Below are 18,649 nucleotides of genomic sequence, written 5' to 3' on the forward strand. Positions count from 1 at the left end.
CAGCCAGCAAGACGCCGGCCCACAAGGACCCAGCTACGCTAATAGGCCTTTACCTCGAGAAGATTTACGAAAATGCCGTTTCGGAAATTGCAAAAAGCGGCTATAAGGAAGAAGAAGTCCGCTGGTGCCTAACTGTGCCTGCAATCTGGGACGATTTTCAGAAACAAAGGATGCGCCAAGCTGCTGTCGACGCCGGCATGCCTGATGATCCGAAGCGCCTAGTCCTCGCTATCGAGCCGGAAGCGGCTGCTCATTACGCTCGATTGTCGGGTGTCAGAACGGTCGGTGCTACAAGTGGACGTAGAGCGAACCTGCTTTCTCCGGGAACTAGGTTCATGTTAGTTGACTGTGGGGGCGGGACTGTTGACATCACAGCATATCGGACGAGTTCAAATGGGAAGCTGACCGAGATCGGTAACGACCACGGAGGCCCTTTTGGTTCCGAATACATTAATAGGCATTTCGTAAGTGAAATCCTATGCCGAAAGCTGGGCTCAACCGAGTTTGTAGCCGATTTGAAGAAAGACCATCCCCGTGCATTTTTCGACATGCTCGACGCCTGGGAACGGGCGAAAACCGGCTTTGGCGAGAGCTTCACCGATGTCTACATTCACCTGCCGGCCTCTGTGGACAGAGTATTGCCGGAGGATGTGCGTACTCAACTTGCGCACGATCAAGACGGCATTACCGATGCAATCGTCATCCGAGAGGAAGAGGTCGAATCTTGCTTCGATGCTGTCATTCCTGGTCTCCTGACATTAATTGGTAAGCAGTTGGACGAAATGCAGTCTACGGGGGCGACTAGGAAGTTCCCTGAACTGATCGTGCTCGTCGGCGGCTTTGGTAAGTCAAGCTACTTGCAGCGCAAGATTGCTGAACGTTTTAGGGACCGCGCGGAAGTCTTAGTTCCCGGTGAGCCGGAGGCCGCAGTATTGCTGGGAGCGGCCCACTTTGCCTATGATCCGCAAACTCGAGCAAGACGAACGAAGTCGACGTACGGGATTGAGTGTGTGGAGCAATTTAACGCCTCGCACCCGAAAGATAAGCTCGTTGATATCGATGGAGAGCCATACTGTGACGATATCTTTGCGAAGTTCGTCTTGGCGGGAGATATCGTCGAAATTGGCTACGAAAAAAGTAAGATATTCTTTCCTACAACCGATAGCCAGTCTGCTTTGCAGATAAACGTTTGCAAAGCGTCGACCCGGCATGCTCTGTATACAACAGATGCCGGAGTTGCTCATGTCGGAAAAGTCTCAGTGGACCTTAAGGCCGTCAGGCATTTGCCGAAACACGAGAAGTCCGTCCGTGTGACAATGCACTTTGGCGGAACACAGATTCGCGTTTCGGCCGAAGTGGTTAAATCTGGCCAGCGAGTAGAAGCATCAATCGATTTCGAGCCAAATTAGAGGGGCGTGTCTGGTGTCCGTTGAGGCGGAGGACGAAGAGCTTGGCGGGGTATCAGCGCCAGATGCTGAAGATGATTCCTTAACGAATTCGGGGCAATCTTCATCAAGCGCCTGTGAGGATTCCTTCGACGAAGATTTTGAATCCTTAAGGCAGGACGTAATGGGCTTGTTGGCAATGCACGAAGAGCTTGAAGGGAGAGTCGGGCAGCTTTATAAGGCTGTAGAGCGGTTGGACGAAGGGTTGGCGGAAACGCTTTCTCGCGCTACAGAAGCCCGGAACGACTTGAGTGACGGGCGCCATCGCGGACATTTGGACCTTCGTCAGAAGTATCGACTCTTCCTTGAGCAGCAAGTGGCGCCCGCCGCGATGAAGGAGTGCCTTGCTCATCCCAGGCATGGCTATCGTCCGGAACGTGTCGCGCGCTTTGCAGCGGACATTTGCGTTGCAGTCTTCAGGCTGTCAGAAGAGCGCTTGCAGAACCTGCTCAAACTGCCGTATAAGAGTAGCGGATGGGGTGATACCGCAAAGTCGCTAGCGCGAGGCGCTGAGGAGATTGAGCTTGCGGCGGATCGGTTGGATCTTCAGTTTTGCTGGGACTTCTATTTCCGGCCACACTCTCCTATTGATGAGCAGTGGCAAGAGCCGTGGGGTAGCTGTGACCCGGGTTGTCCTGTGCGATTCGTCGTCTCTCCTGCCTACGTGGTCGAGGGGAGAATATTTGCTCGTCAACTAGTCTTTACATCGCCTAAGAAAAGCGGAAATGGCGCATAGTCCTTTGTGTTAACCTCATCTCCAAAGTGCCCGAAGTCGCTCTGAAGGCGGCCACCGCACGGGAGGCGCGTATTGGCTAATTGGGCACATTTTTTCGGCGCTGAGGTCGACACTCCTTCGGGCCGGCGTTGGAGCGGTTCGGGGTAGCGTTGGCTAAGCTTGGGCGGCAGTATGGCCAGCGCTGCATCGCTCACGAATTGACGCTCACGTCCCTCCTGCTGATGAGCTGTCTGGTACTCATGGATCGACGCTACTAACGGACGTGTGTGGTGGGGAGTCGGTCCGCCATGACTGGCGCTCGCGTCGGTCATAATCAACGGCGGTCGGCCGCGTTAGAGGGTGTCAATGGCCGAATTCAGCGCCGGAGTCGCCGTTAGTACGCCGCAGCGCACCAGTTTGGTCCATCCCTCCTATTTTGTCAACGCAACGCCCCCGGAGGAGAGATTCCCAAGTAGATCTCATTTTCAATTACTGGTCCACCGCGTCCCGCGTGTGCTTCGCCAGCTTGGGCACCATCTCCGGATCGGCGCGCCATAGATCAGGCCAGCCCTCTCGGCCGGTTCACCCCTTTCTGTGCTTGTCGCCTATCGGATCAGGACGACTGCTTTCCTCTCCTCGAGCCGGGCGGGTGTTCGGACCAGGACATCGAAGACTGGTGCGTTCTTCCAGTTTGGCTGAAGCTTGGTTACTTTGGTCCAACCCCAGGAGCGGTAAGCCCTTTGAGCGGCAGCATTGTCCGGATGGACCAGAAGCGTGGTTCGCTGCTCACGTCGGCCCGCGACCAGCTTGTAGTGCAGCGCGGCGGCAATGCCCTGGCGGCGCCAGGCGAGGTGTACTAGCAGTTCGCTGATCGCGAACGTGCGCTTCCCGTCCTCATCGGTGAATCCGGGCGGCACCGGCTCGTGGATGCCGTCCCACCACCGTGTCTGCGGAGGCAGTGGAAAGCCATAGACGTAACCGACCAAGACCCCGTCGACCGCTGCGGTGACCAGCTCCCACCCAGCCCGCTGCATGTGCAGGTCGAGCTGACGCCGGTAGCGGTCCTCGCTGTGGAACTCGTCGCCGTCTGAGTAGACCGCCAAGTACAGGTCCACGAGCTGATCAAGGAACCCGTATGCCTCGTCGGCATCGTGATGGCGAAGCTGCAAGCCCTCGATCACACAGTCACCGCCCGGTCGTAGGCGTCGACGAACTGACGAGTTGTTGTCGTCGCATGCCGTGGTGCCGCCAAGTTTGAGCGCACCTGCGCGAGATTCCGGCTCACCCGCCCCGACTTCATCTGACTCACTGCCGGCAGGACGTCCAGAGCGATGCGCGCTGCCCCATTTGCATCACCCTGCTGGTACGTCGCCTCCGCAAGGTCGACTGTGTACAGGACCTGGTTGCGTCGATGGCCCGGCGACGGGTTGGCAGTGATGGCACGGAACGATTGAGCGGCACGCTCTGGCCTCCCCAGAGCGAGGTAGGAAAGCCCTTGGATTCCGTTCAGTTCCTGCTCGTTCACGAAGTCGACAAACCCCGGATCGTCCTCGTGCGGCCCGCGCTCCAACTCCCGCCGAGCCTTGGTCATCTCCAGGCTGAACCCACTCGCATCGCTGAGTACCGCGTACGCGTGTGCCCTCCGTAGGTGCAGCAGCGTCGTAAGTCGAGGTGTTGCCCATCCGGCAGAGACACGTATTGCCGCCTCGGCGCAATGCAGTGACTCGCCGGGTTGGCTGTCGCGGAGCAGCAGCGATAGAAGGGCCAGCGCCCGTACTTCCACCCGAGGGTCGTCGGCGATACGGGCGCGGGTGATGGCCTCGTTGAGGAAGGGCCTGGCTTCCGGCCTGCGTTCGGCGTCAATGGCGAGCCACGCCGCTTGGATGCCGAGGTCGGCCAGGGCACCTTGAAGGGCGTCACCCACCTCTCGGCTGTATTTCGCCTTGGCAGCCCAGTTCGACAGCCTGGTGTGCACCTGGATGGCGACGTCGCAGAGCTGGTCTGCGCCGACCGCCGCATCAGCCTGCCGTAGATCGTTAACCATCGAGCTGGCGAGCCGTACCTGCTCCATGCCGATGTTTCCGGGCGCGTCGGCATGGCCCGTGAGCAGGTAAGGATGGCCAGCTGCGGCGAGTCCCGTGAGCGCGGCCAATACGTTGAAGCGCCGTCGGTCCGTAGCGCCACCCCCTAGGCTCGATTCCTGCTCCACGCTCACCACCACGGCAGCTCTCTGGCCTTGGTTGGCCGCCTGATCGACGCCATGTGCGATGTGTGCGACGCTCGCACCAGTCCCACGAGGCTCATCGGGGAGGCGGAACCAAAGGCTCTCCGCGGGCACTCGAAGGAGCTGCGCCCAATGTGAGAGCCGGTCCAGGTGCACCAGTGGTGGCCCGTTCTCCACCCTGCTCAACTGCGCCTGCGTGATCCCGAGCCACACCGCCACCACGGACTGCGGCAACGCGACCCGGCCGTGGTAGGGATGGCATCGGTAAGCCCTGATCACCCGTCCCAGATGCCGCTCGGCCAAGGCTTGCCGCACCGGCTCGTGTTCCCAGAAGCTCGCCGGCACCGTCGGTGGCCTGCTCAGCCGGTCCCGTTCGGCGGCCTGGCACGGCGTGCACCGTCCGCTGTCGTTGTCCCGGGCCAGCCGACCGCCACAGCGAGGGCAGTTCGCGTGTGTCACGGGCGGCTCCGTCCAGTTCGCCTCATCGAACCTATCCATTGAACACGGTGCGTGGAGCGCTGGTATACGCACGACGCATATCTTCAACGGCCGTCGACCATGGGGACCTCAGGACGGGCGATACATCTGCACCGCTTCGATGACGACGTCCCAGCGCTCCCGCTCGGCCGCCGGGTTCAGCGCCCTGCCGTCGGCGACGACCACGCCGGCAGCACGCAGCACCGCCACGTGCCCCGCATACGCCGGATGGGCGGCCAACTCCGTCTTGACGTGCGGAAAGGCGAGGATCGGCAAGCCCGCGCCCAGTGACTCGTTGAGGACGCCGAGCGCCAACGTGTCGTTGATGCCCAGCGCCCACTTCGTCACCGTGTTGAACGTGACAGGCGCGGCTACCACCACGTCGGCCGGCGGGTGGGGCTCGGGGTCGCCGGGCATGCGCCACTCCACCCGTACGAGATAGCCGGTCCTGTCCTGGAGCGCCGCCCGATCGAGCCACGTTGCGGCCGTCGGGCTGACGATCATGCACACCCGCCAACCATCGGCGATCAGCAGGTCGACTACTTCGTCGATGTGTTCCGCCGGACCAGCGGCGCAGACGACCAGATACAGCACCGGACGTTCCGTCATGCCCGCAGTCTGCCCGACTCGGCCGGCGCGTAGTCGGCCGCATACCCACCGCGCATGCCGTCGATGATCACCCTGACATGCCGTTGTGCCTGGTCAGCCGCGAGGGTCGACGCATGGCCCGGGGCGGGTGCTGGCTCCGGAGTTGTGCCGGCCCCCATCGGCGCAGCTCCGCACCCGCCCGCCCCGGCGCCCCCGATCCGTCGACGCCTCGGAGCTGCCATGACCACCCCGCAAGAACCGGAAGGTGCCATGACCACGGCTGACATCGTCGCCCGTTGGCTGCGGCTGGTCATGGCGGACGCGGAGCTGTCGCCGTACCTCATCGGGGTTGACCTTGATCGGCTCGCCGCACACCTCACCGCGAGCCTGGCGCACGGGCTCGACGGCGAGGCAACCCAGTGGCGCGGCCTGGGGTTGTCGGAGGCGAAGCACCGGCGGATCGTCGACTACCTGCCAGACGATCAGGCCGCCGAGGTGAGCGCGTGAGCCTCGCCGCCGCCTGGGCGGCAATCGACGACCGGGCAGCGGCCGACTTCTGGGGCACGTTAGAAGATCGCCGTCCCGGCCTGCTTCCCAACAGTGAGGCGTCGCTGTTCTTCGCCACGCTGGGCAGTCTCGTGGCCGGCGGCGATGATCGGGCGGGCCGGGCGGCGCTGCTCCTGGTGCTCGGCCGCGCGTACCGTCGCTACGACCTGCTCCCACACGCCACCACCGTCAGTGACGCGCTGCTCGCCACCGTCGCCCGTCACGGACCGCATCCACAGTGGAAGGCCGCCGCCGACCGCGCCACGCACGCCATCCGCCGCGCTGCCGCCCGCATCGGCGACGGCCCGGCGTGGTGGCCCGCCCAGGTGATCGACTACGAACGGCCGTCGCCGGGAATCGCCATCCTGACGGTACGTCCCTGGCGGCGCCTGCCCCACCACCCTGGCCAGGCCGTCCCGGTGTGCACGCCGCGCCTGCCGGGCCGCTGGCGCTGGCTCTCCCCGGCCAACGCCCCACGCGCCGACGGCACCGTCGAGCTGCACGTCCGAGCGGTAGCCGCCGGGGCCGTCTCCCACCTCCTGGTCCAGCAGGTACGCCCCGGCGAGCTGATCTGGCTCGGCCCACCCTGCAACACCGGTCTGCGCCTCGAGCGCTCGAGCACGAACGATCTGCTGCTCGTCGCCGGTGGCACCGGTCTCGCGCCGCTGCGCGCCCTGGTCGAACAGGTCGCCGCCGCACCGGCCGGCCGGCGGGTGACGCTTGTCGTCGGCGCGCGCGCCTTCGTCGACCTGTACGACGCGATAGCGCTCGACAAGCTCCAATGCGCCCACGACTGGCTGACGCTCGTGCCGGCGTTCTCCGACGACCCCTGCGCCGAGCCGGCCGAGCAGGGCGAGGCCCTCACCATCGCCCTCGACCACCACCGCCCCGACCAGGACATCTACGTGTGCGGCCCGCCCGGAATGCTGGCGGGCGCCCGGTCACGGCTGCTGGCCCTCGGCATCCCCGCCACCCGCATCCACACGCCCGCCCGCTGACGGCCGTCGGCGCATCAGAACGTGTCGCCGAATTCGCGTACCCCGTCGACGTCCAGCGTGATCCGGTCGTTCTCGGTCCACTGGCCCGCGGCGGCGAGCCAGCTCGGGTCGTCGTGCTCGTCGATGTCGCTCCAACTGTGCCGATGGTGGCGTAGCTGGATCGGCCCGGTCGATGCCCCCGGCGCGAGCGTCCCGTCGGTGAAGGTCAGCTCGACCCAGCCGGGGATCGTGGTGCCGGGGATCGGATAGCCGGGCGGCGTGCCCGGCACCACGTAGAAGCCCACGGTCTGCCCGATGCGCTCGCAGCCCAACGCGGCCCAGTCGCAATTGGTCACCAGCGACGTGTTGCCGCCCTCGAAACGCAGGTGGTAGCGCACCCGCACCCTCGCCAGGTCGAGCGGCGCGCTGCCGGTGTTGGTGACCTGGAGGACGTACTGGATCTGATTGTTCGTGGGCGACCAGTCCAGGTTGCGGTAGCCGACCGTGGCGCGGCCGGCGGCGGTGCGGACGGCCGTCGCGGTCGAGCTGTCGGAGTAGCCGCCGGGCGCGCGGGCGGCGACCGCGATCCGGTACGTCGTGCCGGGCGCCAGGTCGGTAAGCGTGAGGGTGGTGGCGGTGGTGGTGCCGAGGAGGCGGTACGTGTACGGGCCCAGCGGCGCCTGCACCTCGTAGCTGATCGGGCCGTCGCCGGTCGGCTCGCCCGCCCAGGTGGCAGGTGCCCAGCTCAGGGTGAGCTGGTGTGGTTCGTTGGCCAGCACGGTCGGGCTGCCGGGGGTGGTCAGCGCCGGGGTGTCGTCGGCTCGGGCGGGGGCGGCGACGGGCAGGCTCGCCAGCGCGGCGAGGACGACGACGGCGGTGACGCGACGGGCACGCATGGCTCGAATCGTATCCACCATGGACATCGATCAATGCGCATTCCCACTGGTTGGCGGATCGCTGCTCGCAACTTCCACCAGCGTGCATTGCGGCGAAATGGGAAGCCCGCAATCTTGCCCCAATAGTGCATTGGCAAAATGCCGCACCGCCTCAAGCTGGCGATCAATCGCGGCAAGTCCATACGCTGGCGTGGCGGCGTACCGCAGCAATCCGTCGCGCTCGCACCGGCCGTCACCACTGGCCGGTGCTGTCGTCTGTCCGTCCCTGCGCGCCCACATCGCGAGGTGTCGAATGGCCATTTCCCGTCCTTTACGTACGCTGCTCGTCGCCGTACTCAGTTGTCTTCTGATCGTCGTTCCGACGCCCGGACGTGCCCGCGCGGCGGCGACAGACGGCCCGGAAGTGGCTGCCTATCTGGCCGCCCACCCGGGCGGAAAGGCGATAAGCGACAACGAGATCAGCTACGACGGCGGGGCCTTCGTCGTGACCCTGCGGCGGCCGATCGGCACGCTCGTCGCCGCCGACTGCCCCTCGGGCTGGTACTGCTTCTACGAGTGGCCCAACTACGGCTACCCCCGGGGGCGGCTCTCCGACTGCGGCCGGCAGAGCCTCGCCACCTGGAACTGGCAGTTCCGGGTCGAGTCGGCGCACTACAACCTCGGCAGCGGGACTGTGTCGTTCTACTACTACGACACCCGGCTCTTCGACATCGGCGCGTCCAGCCGGGTCCGCAGCGATGCGTCGCCCTTCCGGAACTGGCCGAACTACGTGCAGCGTCGCTGCTGACCCGCGTCGTATTGTCAGGCGCAGCCGGGGCCGGTGGTCCGGTCGGTCCGCGCCCTGCTCAGGATGAGCACGTAGTCGAGGATCTGGTTGTCGCGCACCGTTGTCGTCTCGTGGCTGAGCAGCTCGCCCGTGTGCGGGTCGAACTGCACCGTCTCCCGGCGACCCTGGGTGTCGTCGGCGCTGAAGGCGAGCCCGGCCCGATCGTGCCAGTCCGGGTACGCGCCCCGATCCTGGATACCCGGCATCGCCGCCAACTCGAACAACAGCGCCGAGATCTGCCCCGGGCTCAGCAGGTGGTAGCGGAAGATGCGGCTGACCACCGTGATCATCCCGGCGGCGGTGCGCAGCTCGGCGGGCAGCTCACCCAACTGGGCGTCGAGTTGCCGGCGCAGCACCGCCGGGTCCGCCGAGGGCACGGGTGGGATCTCGGCGAGGTCGCCCGGCCCGTACGGCGCCGACGTGGGCTCGCCGGACGGGTGACCGTCCGCGACCACGGTCACGGTCCGGCGGCCGGACAGGGCAGGCGTCCACCACAGTTGTTCGTCCCGGTAGTTCCGCCGATCGACTCCCGGCGCGAGGTCCGCCGGCGCCCAGATCCGCCGACAGACAACTGTGTACGACCCGTCGTGGATCGTCGCTGTCATGCCCGCGACGGCCAGCGCGAGGTCCGCGAGTCGGCGGCCATTCCCGGTGTACGCCGGGGTGGCGCTGCCCGACGACGACAGCGCCCCCGGTAGGGCCTCGGTCGGGGCGACGCGGGTCTCCCCGCGCCCCCGGTTCGCTGCGGTGCCGACCGCCACCAACGAGGTCAACGACACCCCGCCGAGCAGGATCGCCAGGACTGCTCGCAGCTTCGGGGGCAGCCGGCCGATCCGTCTCGAGCCCGTTGCCGCACCCCAGGAGCCCTCGTCCACCGGGCGGCGGGGGCGCGGGATCGCGTTCGTCCGGGCGGAGGCGGCATGCCGCGACGCCGGCCGGTTGACGCGCCGTTCGCGGTCGCGCAGGGTGGGCCGGCCCGGCACACCGGCACGGATGACACTGGCAGCGTTCCCCGTCGGCGTCGCCCCCGACAGGTTGCCGGCCGGCGCATTGCCGGCCGCTGCCTTCCCGGAGGGTGTGTTGCCGACGGGAGTCGGGGCGGCCTGGTGGCGGTGTGGTGGCCTGTTCTCGTCGCCGGAGCGGGCGGTCGGGAGCGCCGCCGGGTGCCGGGACATCCCGTGCCAGCCGCCGGGTGTCGGTCGCTGCTGGATCGGGACCATCCCCCAGGGCCACTGGGGCGCCTCCGGGTCGGCGGGAGGTCGAACCTGGTCCGTTGGCGTCCGGTCCAGTGGCGCGCTGCGGTTCTGCTGGCTCGGCAACGGTCCCACCGCGTCGAACCGGGCCGACCGGTCGTTGGGCGGGAAGGCGGGCTGCGGGGCGGTGCCCGGCAGGGTGGACAGGCCCGCCGCCGCAGGCGGGACGACCTCGGGACGGAACTCTCGCTGGTAGGCGAGGCCCGCGTGGCCGGCCAGTCGGAAGTACCAGGCGCGCCCGGCGGGCCCGGCATCGTCGTAGGTGCAGCAGATCAACGCCTGGCTCAGCAGGGAGAGCAGGTACTGCGCCCGCCAGATCCGGGCCCAGTTGCCCTTCTCGGCGAGAGCCTGCCCGACCGCGTAGCTCGCCTTGATCACCTTGACCGTCAGGCCCGGCAGCCGGCCGGAGGCAGTGCCGGTCGGGTCGATCAGCAGGGCGCGCAGGGCGTCGGCCTGAACGGTGCGAGGGGCCTCGGCCACCTCGGGGAGGACGAAGTCCAGGAGCAGGGTGCCCAGGTCGCGGGTGAGCGGCGCGTCGACGGCGAACCGGTCCAGGTCCACCAGGCAGAACTTCTTGACCTGTACGTGGCCCGCGCGGGAGCAGGGGAAGAGAGCGTTGCGCCCGTGCAGGTCGCCGTGCGACGCCCCGCAGAGCTGGTCGAGCTGGTCGTCGTCAAAGAGCGACCCGGCCACGGCGAACCGCAGTGGGTTCGGCAGCACCACACCGCTCGCCGAGTCGTGCAGCCAGTTCGGGTCGAGGTCGCCGAGGCCGAGTGACGTGACGGCCGCGTACACCTCGGTCTCGGCGTCGGCGGCGGTCAGCTCGCGTCGTACGAACCGGCCGACGCTGGTCCGGGTGGTTCGCCGCCCCTTCGGATGCCACCCCCACACCCCGTCGAGCAGCGTGCGATAGGCGTCCCTGAGCTGGTCGTCAGCCACCTCGGCGAGCGGAACGACCTGCTCGGCCCCGTGCGCGATGTCCTGGAACATCAGGTACCGGCCGTCGCCGACCGGATATGGCGAGTACGGCTGAGGGACCAGGTGGCGTTCGGCGAAGCCCGCGTCGAGCCGGACCGCCCGAGCGTGCCGGGCGGCCTCCTCGCGCGCCTGCCTGGCCGACAGCAGCTTGATGTAGAGCTGTTCCGGATCCTGGCCGTCGCTCTGCTGCACGATCACCGGTATCAGCTGCGCGCCGCTGCGCCCCCGCAGTCGGGTGCCGTGACACGGCGGGCGGACGGTGGCGTCACGCCCGGCCGCCCAGTCCCGCAGCGCGGCCGAAACCGTCGCATCCTGTATGTACCGTTCGAACTCGTCAACGAGGCCGTCGCCCATGTCCGCCGTTGGACCTTCCACGAGTGGTGAAAGTGGACGCGGACGGGCGGGGGTGGCACGTCCGAGTGAGGGATGCGCGGGTGGGCGCGAGGCTCAAGCTACCGCAACTTTCGGGCGAACGCGTTATTAATTCGCAGCCGCCCCCGCACCTACCTAAAAGTAATAAATGCTTACCTTCCGCGTCCGCGAGAGCGCATTCCGTGACATCTAGATAGGTGGATATAGGATCGTCACGGAAAGGGGAGGTGCCGGTGACGGAAAGCACGCAATCCCTGCTCCAGCGGCAGCGCCGCCCCGAGATGATGGCGCTGCTGCACGCCATGTCGGTCTGCCACGGCCGGGCGCAACGGCTCGACAACCTCCGGATGACGCTCTCCGTCGCCATCGGCGTCGCCGGGGCGGTCGTCGCCTTCACCGACGTGTCGGCCCTCGGGGTGACCGCCGTGGGCGCGCTCTGGGCCGTCGTCAACGCGATCGGGCTCGGCTCCTGGTCCGCCGGCCAGATCCGCCGCGCGGCCACCCTCCAGGAGATGTTCGACGTACGCCTCTTCGGGCTGCCCTGGAACACGGTGGCGGCGGGCGAGCCCGTCGGCGCGGAGGAGGTGAGCCGGCTCGACCGCGCCTACCGGGGCGACGAGCGATACCTCCGCGACTACTACGAGGTGCCGCACCTGCCGCACCCGTACGACGTGCTCGCCTGTCAGCACCAGAACCTGGGGTGGGGTGCGCGGGTCCGGCGGCGCTACGCGTACACAGTGCTCGCCGGGGTGGCGCTCTGGACGGCGGTCGGGGTCGTCTTCGCGGTGACCGCCGACCTGACCGTGGCCGACCTGCTGACCCAGTGGTTCGTCCCGTCCCTCGGCGCCCTCCTGCTGGGTGTCGAGATCTACCGGGGTCAGCGCGACGTCGCCGCCGAACGGGACCGCGCCCTGGCGATCCTGCAGCGGCAGATCGCCGCCGCCGTCCGCGGGGATGAGCCCGCCACCGATCCCGCCCTGCTCACCCTCGCCCGACAGATCCAGGATCTGATCTTCCACAGTCGGCGGGGTCAGGCCCGCGTGCCCGACTGGTTCTTCCGACGGTTCCACGCCGCCGACCGCGTCGACTTCCAGGCCGCGATGACGACCCTCGCCGAGTTGCTGGGCACCCGCCCGCCGGCGGCCCGGACCGACTGACACCACCGCCTCGGACGCGGTGGTCCGTCACGTGACGTCGCTTCAGGAGCCGCCCTGGCGTTGGATCCGTCCGTCGCCGGAGATCTTGGCCCGACCGAGGTCGCGTTCAGTGCCGGCGGAGCCGGTCGCGGTACGGCGGTGCCGCTGATCGGGCGAGTGCTCCACCGTCGAACCCTGGCGGCCCCGAGCGCCGCTGCCCGGATGCCGCCGACCTCGCGCCGACTCGCCACCACTGTCGTGTTTGTTCTCCTTGTGGCTACCCATGCCGCACGCGTACCCGGCCGCCGGGCGGCTAGTCCTCGTGCTCGCGGGGTCGACCGTCCGTTACGCGACGTAGTCGGTTTGGAGATAACGCCTGGTCGCGCGACTACTTACCGTCAAGCAGTCATCACCACCGGCCTCGATCCTGGCTTCGTGACAGGGCCGTCGAGGTCTCAGACGGGAGAAAACACCATGCGTGCTCAGAACCAGACTCGACGGTTCGGCGCCCCAGCATCCGTACTCGTGCTCGGTCTCGTCGTGGCCGCGACGGTGCTCGCCCCGGCGAGCCCGGCTTCCGCCGCGGTCCCCGGCCTGGTGCGGATCTCCGCGACCAGCGTCGCCGACTCGGCCGACTTCCACTCCACCACCGCCACCTGCCCGGTCGGCAAGGTCCTCACCGGCACGGGCTACGAACTCAACGGGGCGACAGGCGAGGCCATCCTCGACGACCTGCGCCCCAACGGAGGCCCGGCAACCGCGCCGACGGCCGTCACCGTGGGCGCCTACGAGGCCGAGCCGTACGCCGGCGTCTGGTCGGTGACCGCGTACGCGATCTGCGCCAACCCGGTGCCGGGGCTCGTGCGGGTGTCGGCGGTAAGCGTCAACGACTCGGCCGACTTCCACTCGACCACCGCCACCTGTCCCGTCGGCAAGGTGCTCACCGGCACGGGCTACGAGCTCAACGGGGTCACCGGTGAGGGTGTCGTCGACGACTTCCGCCCCAACGGCGGCGTCGCCACCGCGCCCACCGCCGTTACCGTGGGCGCCTACGAGGCGGATGCCACCGCGCTGAGCTGGTCCGCGACCGCGTACGCCATCTGCGCCAACCCGCTGGCCGGCCTGGTCCGGACGTCCACCGTGGGCGCCAGCAACTCGCTCGACTTCCGCAGCGTCCTGGCGGGTTGCCCGGTCGGGAAGGTGCTGACCGGTGCCGGCTACGAGCTGAACGGGGTCACCGGTGAGGGCGTCGTCGACGACTTCCGGCCCAACGGCAACACGACGACCGCGCCGACGACTGTCGACTCGGGCGCGTACGAGGAGGACGCGTTCGCCGGCAACTGGTCCAACACGGCGTACGCCATCTGCGCCACCGCCTGACCACCCGCTGTCCGGCATGGCCGCCCCGCAACGCGCGGGGCGGTCACGTCTCGGGGCTGGAGCGCGGATACCCCGATATGGCGTTCTCGGACGGTCGGGCCGGTGGGTGCGGTCATAGCGTGCAGGCGACGGAGGCGCCCGAGCGCGGCGGGCTGCTTCGCGACCTGAGGGAGGCGGTCATGCGGCAAGCACTACCGGGGGAGTGCCCGATCCCCGTCCAGGTTGACCGGTGGCGGGCGGGGCTGCCGGCCGATGCCTGGCCCGACGGCTTCCCGACCAGCGGCGACGTCTGGCGGCGGGACGTGTTCGCGGTCGCCGACGCGTACCGAGCCGGGTCGGCGAGCGCGCGGCAACTGCTGGCCGCCGTGCTGATGTGGGGTTACGGGCCCATCGGGTACGGGCCGTGGCGGGCCGCCAAGTCGCTCGGCGGCGACCCGACGGGCCAGCGTCTGGCGGGGGTCCTCGACGAGGTGTCGGCGTCGGCGTTGGACGAGGCGCTGCTGCGCACGGCGTACCGCCGGTTCCGCGACCCGGGCCAGGTGCGCCTGCCCTGGTTGGGGCCGGCCTTCTTCACGAAGGTTCTCTACTTCGTCGGCTACCGCCAGGGGGCGGGCGGTGTGCAGCCCCTGATCCTCGATCGCGTCGTGGCCGGTCACCTCCCCGCCGAGGCCGGTGTCACCCGCCGCAACGGTTGGCTGGCGGAGGAGTGGCTGGCCTACCTGCGGTGGGCCGCCGAGCAGGCCCGGAGCAGGGGCGTCGAGCCCGACGAGGTGGAGCTGGCGGTCTTCCAGGGCCGGTGACGGCGTCAGGACGCGGCGCGCAGGCGCTCGTCGAGGGCGTCGAGGTCGGGCACGAACCAGATGTGCTCGCCCCGGTTCGACTCGTGCACCAGGGCGCGCAGCGCCGAGCTCTGGGCGAGCTGCGTCGAGATGTCACCCACCACGGCGAGCCGCATCCGGTAGTTGACGAACTTCTGCATCACGTCGCCGGCGAAGCGGGTGCCCAGCGAGAAGAAGCGTTCGTCGAACCGGTTGGCCGGCACGGCCACCACCTGGGCGCCGAGGAAGGCCGCGCCGATCAGGTCCAGCGCGTCCTGTTCGGTGGCGACCGGCGGGCCGGCCGGGTCGCACACCAGCACCGGCACTCCGGCGCGCTCCTGCATCTCGTCAGGCATCGTTGACCTCCCGGTCGAGTAGGCCGTTGTCGGCGTTGAGGACGGCGTCGAGCAGGTGCAGCAGCTCGGCGGTGCCGGCGGGATCACCGAGGATGATGATCTTCAGGCGGCGGCGATCGTCGTCGTGCACGGTCTGCACACGGATCGGCCGGGCCGGGTCGTGCCCGGTGTTGACGCCGGCCAGCACGAGCGTGCCCAGCCGGTCGGCTGCGGCCCGGTCGACACCGTCGATCTGCACGATGCTCGACACCTCGGCCTGCCCGGCCACGGTGGCGACGGGCGGCCGCCCGGTGAGCGCGTCGAGATCACTGGCGGCGACCCGGTACTGCTTGCCGATCCGCACGGCGCGCAGCCGCCCGGAGCGGATGTAGCCGCGCACCGTCCGCACGTGCAGGCCGAGCCGGTCTGCGACCTGTTCAACCGAGTACATTTCTTCCGTCATCGCTCCCTATCGTAACCAGATAAGGAAAGTTAGGTAACGATGGGGTCGAGTCATGGACGACATCAACTCCGCAGGACCGCCCGCCCCCCGATGTGGTGAGCGGCGGCGGTCAGGTCGCTGCGGACCGGAGGGTGTCCGCCACCGGACGGCGTGCGGCGGCCAGCGCCGGGATCGCAGTGAGCGCGACGACGGCGAGCAGCACCCCGAACGCCGCCGAGAGCATCCAGGAAGCTGGTGCGAACCGGTTGTCGTCCCCGGCGAAGTAGGTCACGAGGCCGACGAGGATTCCGCCGACCACGCCCGGTATCGCGGGAAGTAGCTGTGCCGTCGCCAGCCCCAAGCCGGCCTGCCCGGGTGTCGCGCCGAGCGCGCGGGCCACCGCCAACGGGTGCCGGGTGTCGAGAACAGCGGTCCAGGTGCTCACGGCGGTGTTGAGCAGGGCCAGGACACACACCACGCCGACGAGGAGAAGCATCGCCTGGGTGGTGCGCTCGTCGCGAACGTCCGGAAGCTCCGAGTAGCCGAGTTTCAGTGGGGCGCGATCCTGCGCCAGGGCCATCAGCACGACGGCGATCGCGGTGGTGGTGATCAGAGTGTTCACCGTGATGAGCCGGGCGCGGCGCGGTCGGCGCGCGTTGATGCGTACCCCGATCAGGAGAGCGGTGGGCAGCCGGCGCGACAGCCAGATGGCCCACCGCCGGCGGCGCGGCGGTGTCGCGGCGTCGGCCAACGCGTGGACGGTGCTGGTGGTGGCGGCGCGGACCACCGACCCCAGGGTTGCCGTGACCGCGATCCCGAGGGCGAGCGCGACGGCCGCGACCACCATGCGCGGCGGCGGTGGGTGTACGCCGACCGAGCCGATGAGCCCGGCCGCCGGGCGGAACAGGGCGGGCGCGGCGAGCCAGCCGGCGGCCAGACCGGTGCCAGCGGCGGCGAGCCCGATCACGAGGTACTCGGCGAGGTGGATGGTCGCGATCATGGCGGGCCCGGCGCCGACGGCCTTGAGCAGGCCCACCCGGCGGCGCTGGCCGATGGCCCGGCCCGCGACGATGCCGGCGACACCGGTCACCGCGAGGGCGGTCAGCAGCCAGCTGCCGATCAGCAGGGCCTGCCGCGCCGGGCCATTCAACATGCTGTTGACCTCTGCGATCTGTGGCCCGGTGCGGAAGCGCCACCCGTGGAATCGCGCATCGGACCCGATGCCGCCGCCCGCCGGATCCACCGCCGCGATGCCGGTCCGCGGGTCGGTAAGTCTGAGGTTCAAGGTGTACGACAGCGGCTGGTCCCCGGCGAGCGTGGCGATGTCACGGCGGTCGACCCAGACCAGGCCGCCGCCCTCCGTCGTGATGCTTCCCGGGAAGTGCCACCCGGGGCGCGGATACGCGGGCCGGGCGGCCGTGACCGCGAATCCGGTGACGTGCAGCGGGTGACCGTTGACGCTGACCGTGTCGCCCGTGTGCAGGTGAAGGGCGTCGGCGAAGGCGCGTTCGACGACGACCCCGCCGGGGCGTGTCCAGGTGCCGTCGGTGACCGCCGGCCGGTCGACGGCGGCCGGCGTGTCGTCGCGGCCCTCGACGACGACCCGGACGGTCGTGTCGCGGGCGGTCAGCGCGAGGAAGGCCAGTGGGTACGGCCCGCTGTGGTCGGTGACACCGGGCAGGGTCGTCAGTGGGGTGAGCGCGTCCCGGGCCTGCGGTCCGGTGAATGCTGGCTCCACCACCAGGTCGGGGCCGGCGGTAGCGGATCGGGTGCGTTCGTACGGGCGATTGACGAGTTCGTTGAGGGTGAGACCGAGGGTCAACGTCGCGGTCGCCGCGGTGATGGCGACCAGCAGCAGCACGTTCTCGGTCCGGTGCCGACGCAGGCTTCGCACCAGCAACCGCCACACGAGCAGCAGGCGGCCCGCCACGTCATGCCCCGTTCTGCACGGCGGTGCCGGCCAGCATGCTGTCGTCGGCGAACGCCCCGTCACGCATGGAGATCACCCGGTCGGCGACCGCCGCGATGCGGGGGTCGTGTGTGACCACCACGAGGGTCTGCCCCGCGCCGCGCAGGTCCTCGAAGAGCCGCAGCACCTCAAGGGTGGCGGCGCTGTCCAGGTTGCCGGTGGGTTCGTCGGCCAACACGACCTGCGGCTCGTTGCTCAGCGCGCGGGCGATGGCGACGCGTTGACGCTGGCCGCCGGACAGGGCCGAGGGGAGGTGCGAGGCACGGTCGGCCAGCCCGACCTGGTCGAGCAGGTGCAGGGCGCGTCGGCGGGCCTGACCGGGTGACCGACCGGCCAGCAGGGCGGCCATTTCGACGTTCTCCACGGCGGTCAGTTCGTCCATGAGGTGGAAGGACTGGAACACGAGGCCGATGGTGTCGCGTCGCAGCCGGGCGAGGGCGCGCTCGCTCATCGTGTCGATCCGGCGGTCGGCCAGCCACACCTCGCCGTCGGTGGGGCGCTGCAGCCCGCCGAGCAGGTGCAGCAGGGTGGATTTGCCGCACCCACTGGGACCCATGATCGCCACCGCCTGCCCGGTGGGCACGTCCAGGTCCACGTCGTCGACCGCGCGGACCAGCGCGTTGTCCCAGCCGTAGTACCTGCTCAGGCCGCGTGCCCGCAACGCCATCGACCCGTTCATGCCCCCGCCCTCCGTCCCGCTCGACCGCGCTCGGTCCACATGCGTTCGCACGCCTCCAGCCACTCCAGGTCAGCCCGCAGACGCAACACGACGCCCTCCACCAGCAATCCGGCGACCGGATCCACCGACCGCTCCAACGCCGCCCGTTGGGCGTCGCGCAGCCTGCGCAGCACCTCGCGCCGCTGGGCGTCCACCAGGGCGACCGGATCGGCCAGCCGGGCAGCCGCGGCGGCCACCAGTTTCAGGTGAAATTCCGCGAGGTCCGGCTTCGGCCAGCTCACCTCGGTCAGCCAGCCGGCGACACGCTGCTGCCCGGCCGGGGTCAACGCGTAGACGCGCCGATCCGGCCGATCCGGCAGACCGTCCGCCCGCTCGGAGGTCACCAGGCCGGCCTTCGCCAACCGGGCCAGGGTCACGTAGATCTGCCCCGCGTTCATCTCCTCGCCGAGGGGACCGAGCGCGCCGCGCATCCGGCTGCGCAGCTCGTACCCGTGCGCCGGCTCCTTGGCCAGCATGGCCAGCACCACGTCCTGCATCCGGCACGCCCCCCACATCGACCGCTAATAGATAACCGCTAGCTATTGCGCTGTCAA

At 68.6% G+C, this 18,649-nt stretch carries 20 protein-coding genes; 8 read left to right on the top strand and 12 right to left on the bottom strand.

What is annotated here, in order from left to right:
- Together AB0K10_RS01680 and AB0K10_RS01685 are read left to right on the top strand one after the other, a co-directional pair.
- The coding region (locus AB0K10_RS01680) for a hypothetical protein (protein WP_363678883.1) at positions 1-1,409 on the top strand (1,409 nt) is incomplete at its 5' end.
- A gap of 13 nt (positions 1,410-1,422) precedes the next feature.
- Positions 1,423-2,181: a hypothetical protein gene (locus tag AB0K10_RS01685; protein WP_363678885.1), complete on the top strand. Its 759-nt coding sequence runs from the start codon at positions 1,423-1,425 to the stop codon at positions 2,179-2,181.
- A gap of 584 nt (positions 2,182-2,765) precedes the next feature.
- Here the strand turns inward: AB0K10_RS01685 and AB0K10_RS01690 are convergent.
- The 3 genes from AB0K10_RS01690 to AB0K10_RS01700 form a co-directional block, all read right to left on the bottom strand.
- A complete protein-coding gene (locus tag AB0K10_RS01690; RefSeq protein WP_363678887.1) occupies positions 2,766-3,341 on the bottom strand; it encodes a GNAT family N-acetyltransferase in 576 nt (191 codons plus the stop codon).
- Positions 3,338-4,843, bottom strand: a complete 1,506-nt coding sequence (locus AB0K10_RS01695; protein ID WP_363678889.1) for a hypothetical protein — start codon at positions 4,841-4,843, stop codon at positions 3,338-3,340. The genes AB0K10_RS01690 and AB0K10_RS01695 overlap by 4 nt, the downstream gene beginning before the upstream one ends.
- Before the next feature lie 108 nt (positions 4,844-4,951).
- A complete protein-coding gene (locus AB0K10_RS01700; protein ID WP_363678891.1) occupies positions 4,952-5,470 on the bottom strand; it encodes a flavoprotein in 519 nt (172 codons plus the stop codon).
- Positions 5,471-5,719: 249 nt separating this feature from the next.
- Between AB0K10_RS01700 and AB0K10_RS01705 the strand changes: the two genes are divergently transcribed.
- Positions 5,720-5,956, top strand: coding sequence for a hypothetical protein (locus tag AB0K10_RS01705; protein ID WP_363678893.1), 237 nt, complete (start codon positions 5,720-5,722; stop codon positions 5,954-5,956).
- Complete coding sequence (locus tag AB0K10_RS01710; protein ID WP_363678895.1) at positions 5,953-6,993, top strand: FAD-binding oxidoreductase; 1,041 nt, start codon at positions 5,953-5,955, stop codon at positions 6,991-6,993. Before AB0K10_RS01705 ends, AB0K10_RS01710 begins: the two co-directional genes overlap by 4 nt.
- 14 nt (positions 6,994-7,007) lie before the next feature.
- On the opposite strand, the gene AB0K10_RS01715 is transcribed toward AB0K10_RS01710, so the two are convergent.
- Together AB0K10_RS01715 and AB0K10_RS01720 are read right to left on the bottom strand one after the other, a co-directional pair.
- On the bottom strand, positions 7,008-7,868 hold the full coding sequence (locus tag AB0K10_RS01715; protein ID WP_363678897.1) for a cellulose binding domain-containing protein: 861 nt from the start codon (positions 7,866-7,868) through the stop codon (positions 7,008-7,010).
- Positions 7,869-7,898: 30 nt separating this feature from the next.
- Positions 7,899-8,168 carry a hypothetical protein gene (locus AB0K10_RS01720; protein ID WP_363678899.1) on the bottom strand — a complete coding sequence of 90 codons (270 nt, stop codon included), beginning with the start codon at positions 8,166-8,168 and terminating at the stop codon, positions 7,899-7,901.
- A gap of 103 nt (positions 8,169-8,271) precedes the next feature.
- Here AB0K10_RS01720 and AB0K10_RS01725 point away from each other — a divergent pair, with 103 nt between their 5' ends.
- A complete protein-coding gene (locus AB0K10_RS01725; protein WP_363678901.1) occupies positions 8,272-8,655 on the top strand; it encodes a peptidase inhibitor family I36 protein in 384 nt (127 codons plus the stop codon).
- 14 nt (positions 8,656-8,669) lie between these two features.
- Here AB0K10_RS01725 and AB0K10_RS01730 read toward each other — a convergent pair whose 3' ends face one another.
- Complete coding sequence (locus AB0K10_RS01730; RefSeq protein ID WP_363678903.1) at positions 8,670-11,279, bottom strand: hypothetical protein; 2,610 nt, start codon at positions 11,277-11,279, stop codon at positions 8,670-8,672.
- A 251-nt stretch (positions 11,280-11,530) separates the two neighbouring features.
- Between AB0K10_RS01730 and AB0K10_RS01735 the strand changes: the two genes are divergently transcribed.
- Positions 11,531-12,454: an S-4TM family putative pore-forming effector gene (locus AB0K10_RS01735; RefSeq protein ID WP_363678906.1), complete on the top strand. Its 924-nt coding sequence runs from the start codon at positions 11,531-11,533 to the stop codon at positions 12,452-12,454.
- A 42-nt stretch (positions 12,455-12,496) separates the two neighbouring features.
- Here the strand turns inward: AB0K10_RS01735 and AB0K10_RS01740 are convergent, their stop codons facing one another.
- Positions 12,497-12,718 carry a hypothetical protein gene (locus AB0K10_RS01740; protein ID WP_363678908.1) on the bottom strand — a complete coding sequence of 74 codons (222 nt, stop codon included), beginning with the start codon at positions 12,716-12,718 and terminating at the stop codon, positions 12,497-12,499.
- A 189-nt stretch (positions 12,719-12,907) separates the two neighbouring features.
- Between AB0K10_RS01740 and AB0K10_RS01745 the strand changes: the two genes are divergently transcribed.
- Positions 12,908-13,813, top strand: coding sequence for a hypothetical protein (locus AB0K10_RS01745; protein WP_363678910.1), 906 nt, complete (start codon positions 12,908-12,910; stop codon positions 13,811-13,813).
- A gap of 179 nt (positions 13,814-13,992) precedes the next feature.
- Positions 13,993-14,613 carry a hypothetical protein gene (locus AB0K10_RS01750; RefSeq protein WP_363678912.1) on the top strand — a complete coding sequence of 207 codons (621 nt, stop codon included), beginning with the start codon at positions 13,993-13,995 and terminating at the stop codon, positions 14,611-14,613.
- Positions 14,614-14,618: 5 nt separating this feature from the next.
- Here AB0K10_RS01750 and AB0K10_RS01755 read toward each other — a convergent pair whose 3' ends face one another.
- From AB0K10_RS01755 to AB0K10_RS01775, 5 genes are all read right to left on the bottom strand, one after another.
- On the bottom strand, positions 14,619-14,987 hold the full coding sequence (locus AB0K10_RS01755) for a DUF4180 domain-containing protein (protein WP_363678914.1): 369 nt from the start codon (positions 14,985-14,987) through the stop codon (positions 14,619-14,621).
- On the bottom strand, positions 14,980-15,429 hold the full coding sequence (locus AB0K10_RS01760; RefSeq protein ID WP_363678916.1) for a helix-turn-helix domain-containing protein: 450 nt from the start codon (positions 15,427-15,429) through the stop codon (positions 14,980-14,982). The genes AB0K10_RS01755 and AB0K10_RS01760 overlap by 8 nt, the downstream gene beginning before the upstream one ends.
- Before the next feature lie 109 nt (positions 15,430-15,538).
- The gene (locus AB0K10_RS01765; RefSeq protein WP_363678918.1) at positions 15,539-17,338 is read right to left on the bottom strand and encodes an FtsX-like permease family protein; all 1,800 of its coding nucleotides are present in this window, start codon (positions 17,336-17,338) and stop codon (positions 15,539-15,541) included.
- Between the two features lies 1 nt (position 17,339).
- Positions 17,340-18,056 (bottom strand): ABC transporter ATP-binding protein, encoded by a 717-nt coding sequence (locus AB0K10_RS01770; RefSeq protein WP_363678920.1) that lies wholly within the window; start codon positions 18,054-18,056, stop codon positions 17,340-17,342.
- Positions 18,053-18,592 carry a PadR family transcriptional regulator gene (locus AB0K10_RS01775; protein ID WP_363678922.1) on the bottom strand — a complete coding sequence of 180 codons (540 nt, stop codon included), beginning with the start codon at positions 18,590-18,592 and terminating at the stop codon, positions 18,053-18,055. Before AB0K10_RS01775 ends, AB0K10_RS01770 begins: the two co-directional genes overlap by 4 nt.
- Positions 18,593-18,649: the final 57 nt, after the last annotated feature.

Origin of the sequence: Micromonospora sp. NPDC049274, from assembly GCF_040678875.1 — a bacterium.
Lineage (GTDB): Bacteria > Actinomycetota > Actinomycetes > Mycobacteriales > Micromonosporaceae > Micromonospora.

Bases quoted from the DNA above. Each gene is read 5' to 3' on its own strand.
- AB0K10_RS01740 (WP_363678908.1), bottom strand. From the start codon at position 12,718: ATGGGTAGCCACAAGGAGAACAAACACGACAGTGGTGGCGAGTCGGCG.
- AB0K10_RS01715 (WP_363678897.1), bottom strand. From the start codon at position 7,868: ATGCGTGCCCGTCGCGTCACCGCCGTCGTCGTCCTCGCCGCGCTGGCG.
- AB0K10_RS01770 (WP_363678920.1), bottom strand. From the start codon at position 18,056: ATGAACGGGTCGATGGCGTTGCGGGCACGCGGCCTGAGCAGGTACTAC.
- AB0K10_RS01730 (WP_363678903.1), bottom strand. From the start codon at position 11,279: ATGGGCGACGGCCTCGTTGACGAGTTCGAACGGTACATACAGGATGCG.
- AB0K10_RS01750 (WP_363678912.1), top strand. From the start codon at position 13,993: ATGCGGCAAGCACTACCGGGGGAGTGCCCGATCCCCGTCCAGGTTGAC.
- AB0K10_RS01775 (WP_363678922.1), bottom strand. From the start codon at position 18,592: ATGCAGGACGTGGTGCTGGCCATGCTGGCCAAGGAGCCGGCGCACGGG.
- AB0K10_RS01760 (WP_363678916.1), bottom strand. From the start codon at position 15,429: ATGACGGAAGAAATGTACTCGGTTGAACAGGTCGCAGACCGGCTCGGC.
- AB0K10_RS01720 (WP_363678899.1), bottom strand. From the start codon at position 8,168: ATGGCCATTCGACACCTCGCGATGTGGGCGCGCAGGGACGGACAGACG.
- AB0K10_RS01700 (WP_363678891.1), bottom strand. From the start codon at position 5,470: ATGACGGAACGTCCGGTGCTGTATCTGGTCGTCTGCGCCGCTGGTCCG.
- AB0K10_RS01705 (WP_363678893.1), top strand. From the start codon at position 5,720: ATGACCACGGCTGACATCGTCGCCCGTTGGCTGCGGCTGGTCATGGCG.
- AB0K10_RS01745 (WP_363678910.1), top strand. From the start codon at position 12,908: ATGCGTGCTCAGAACCAGACTCGACGGTTCGGCGCCCCAGCATCCGTA.
- AB0K10_RS01755 (WP_363678914.1), bottom strand. From the start codon at position 14,987: ATGCCTGACGAGATGCAGGAGCGCGCCGGAGTGCCGGTGCTGGTGTGC.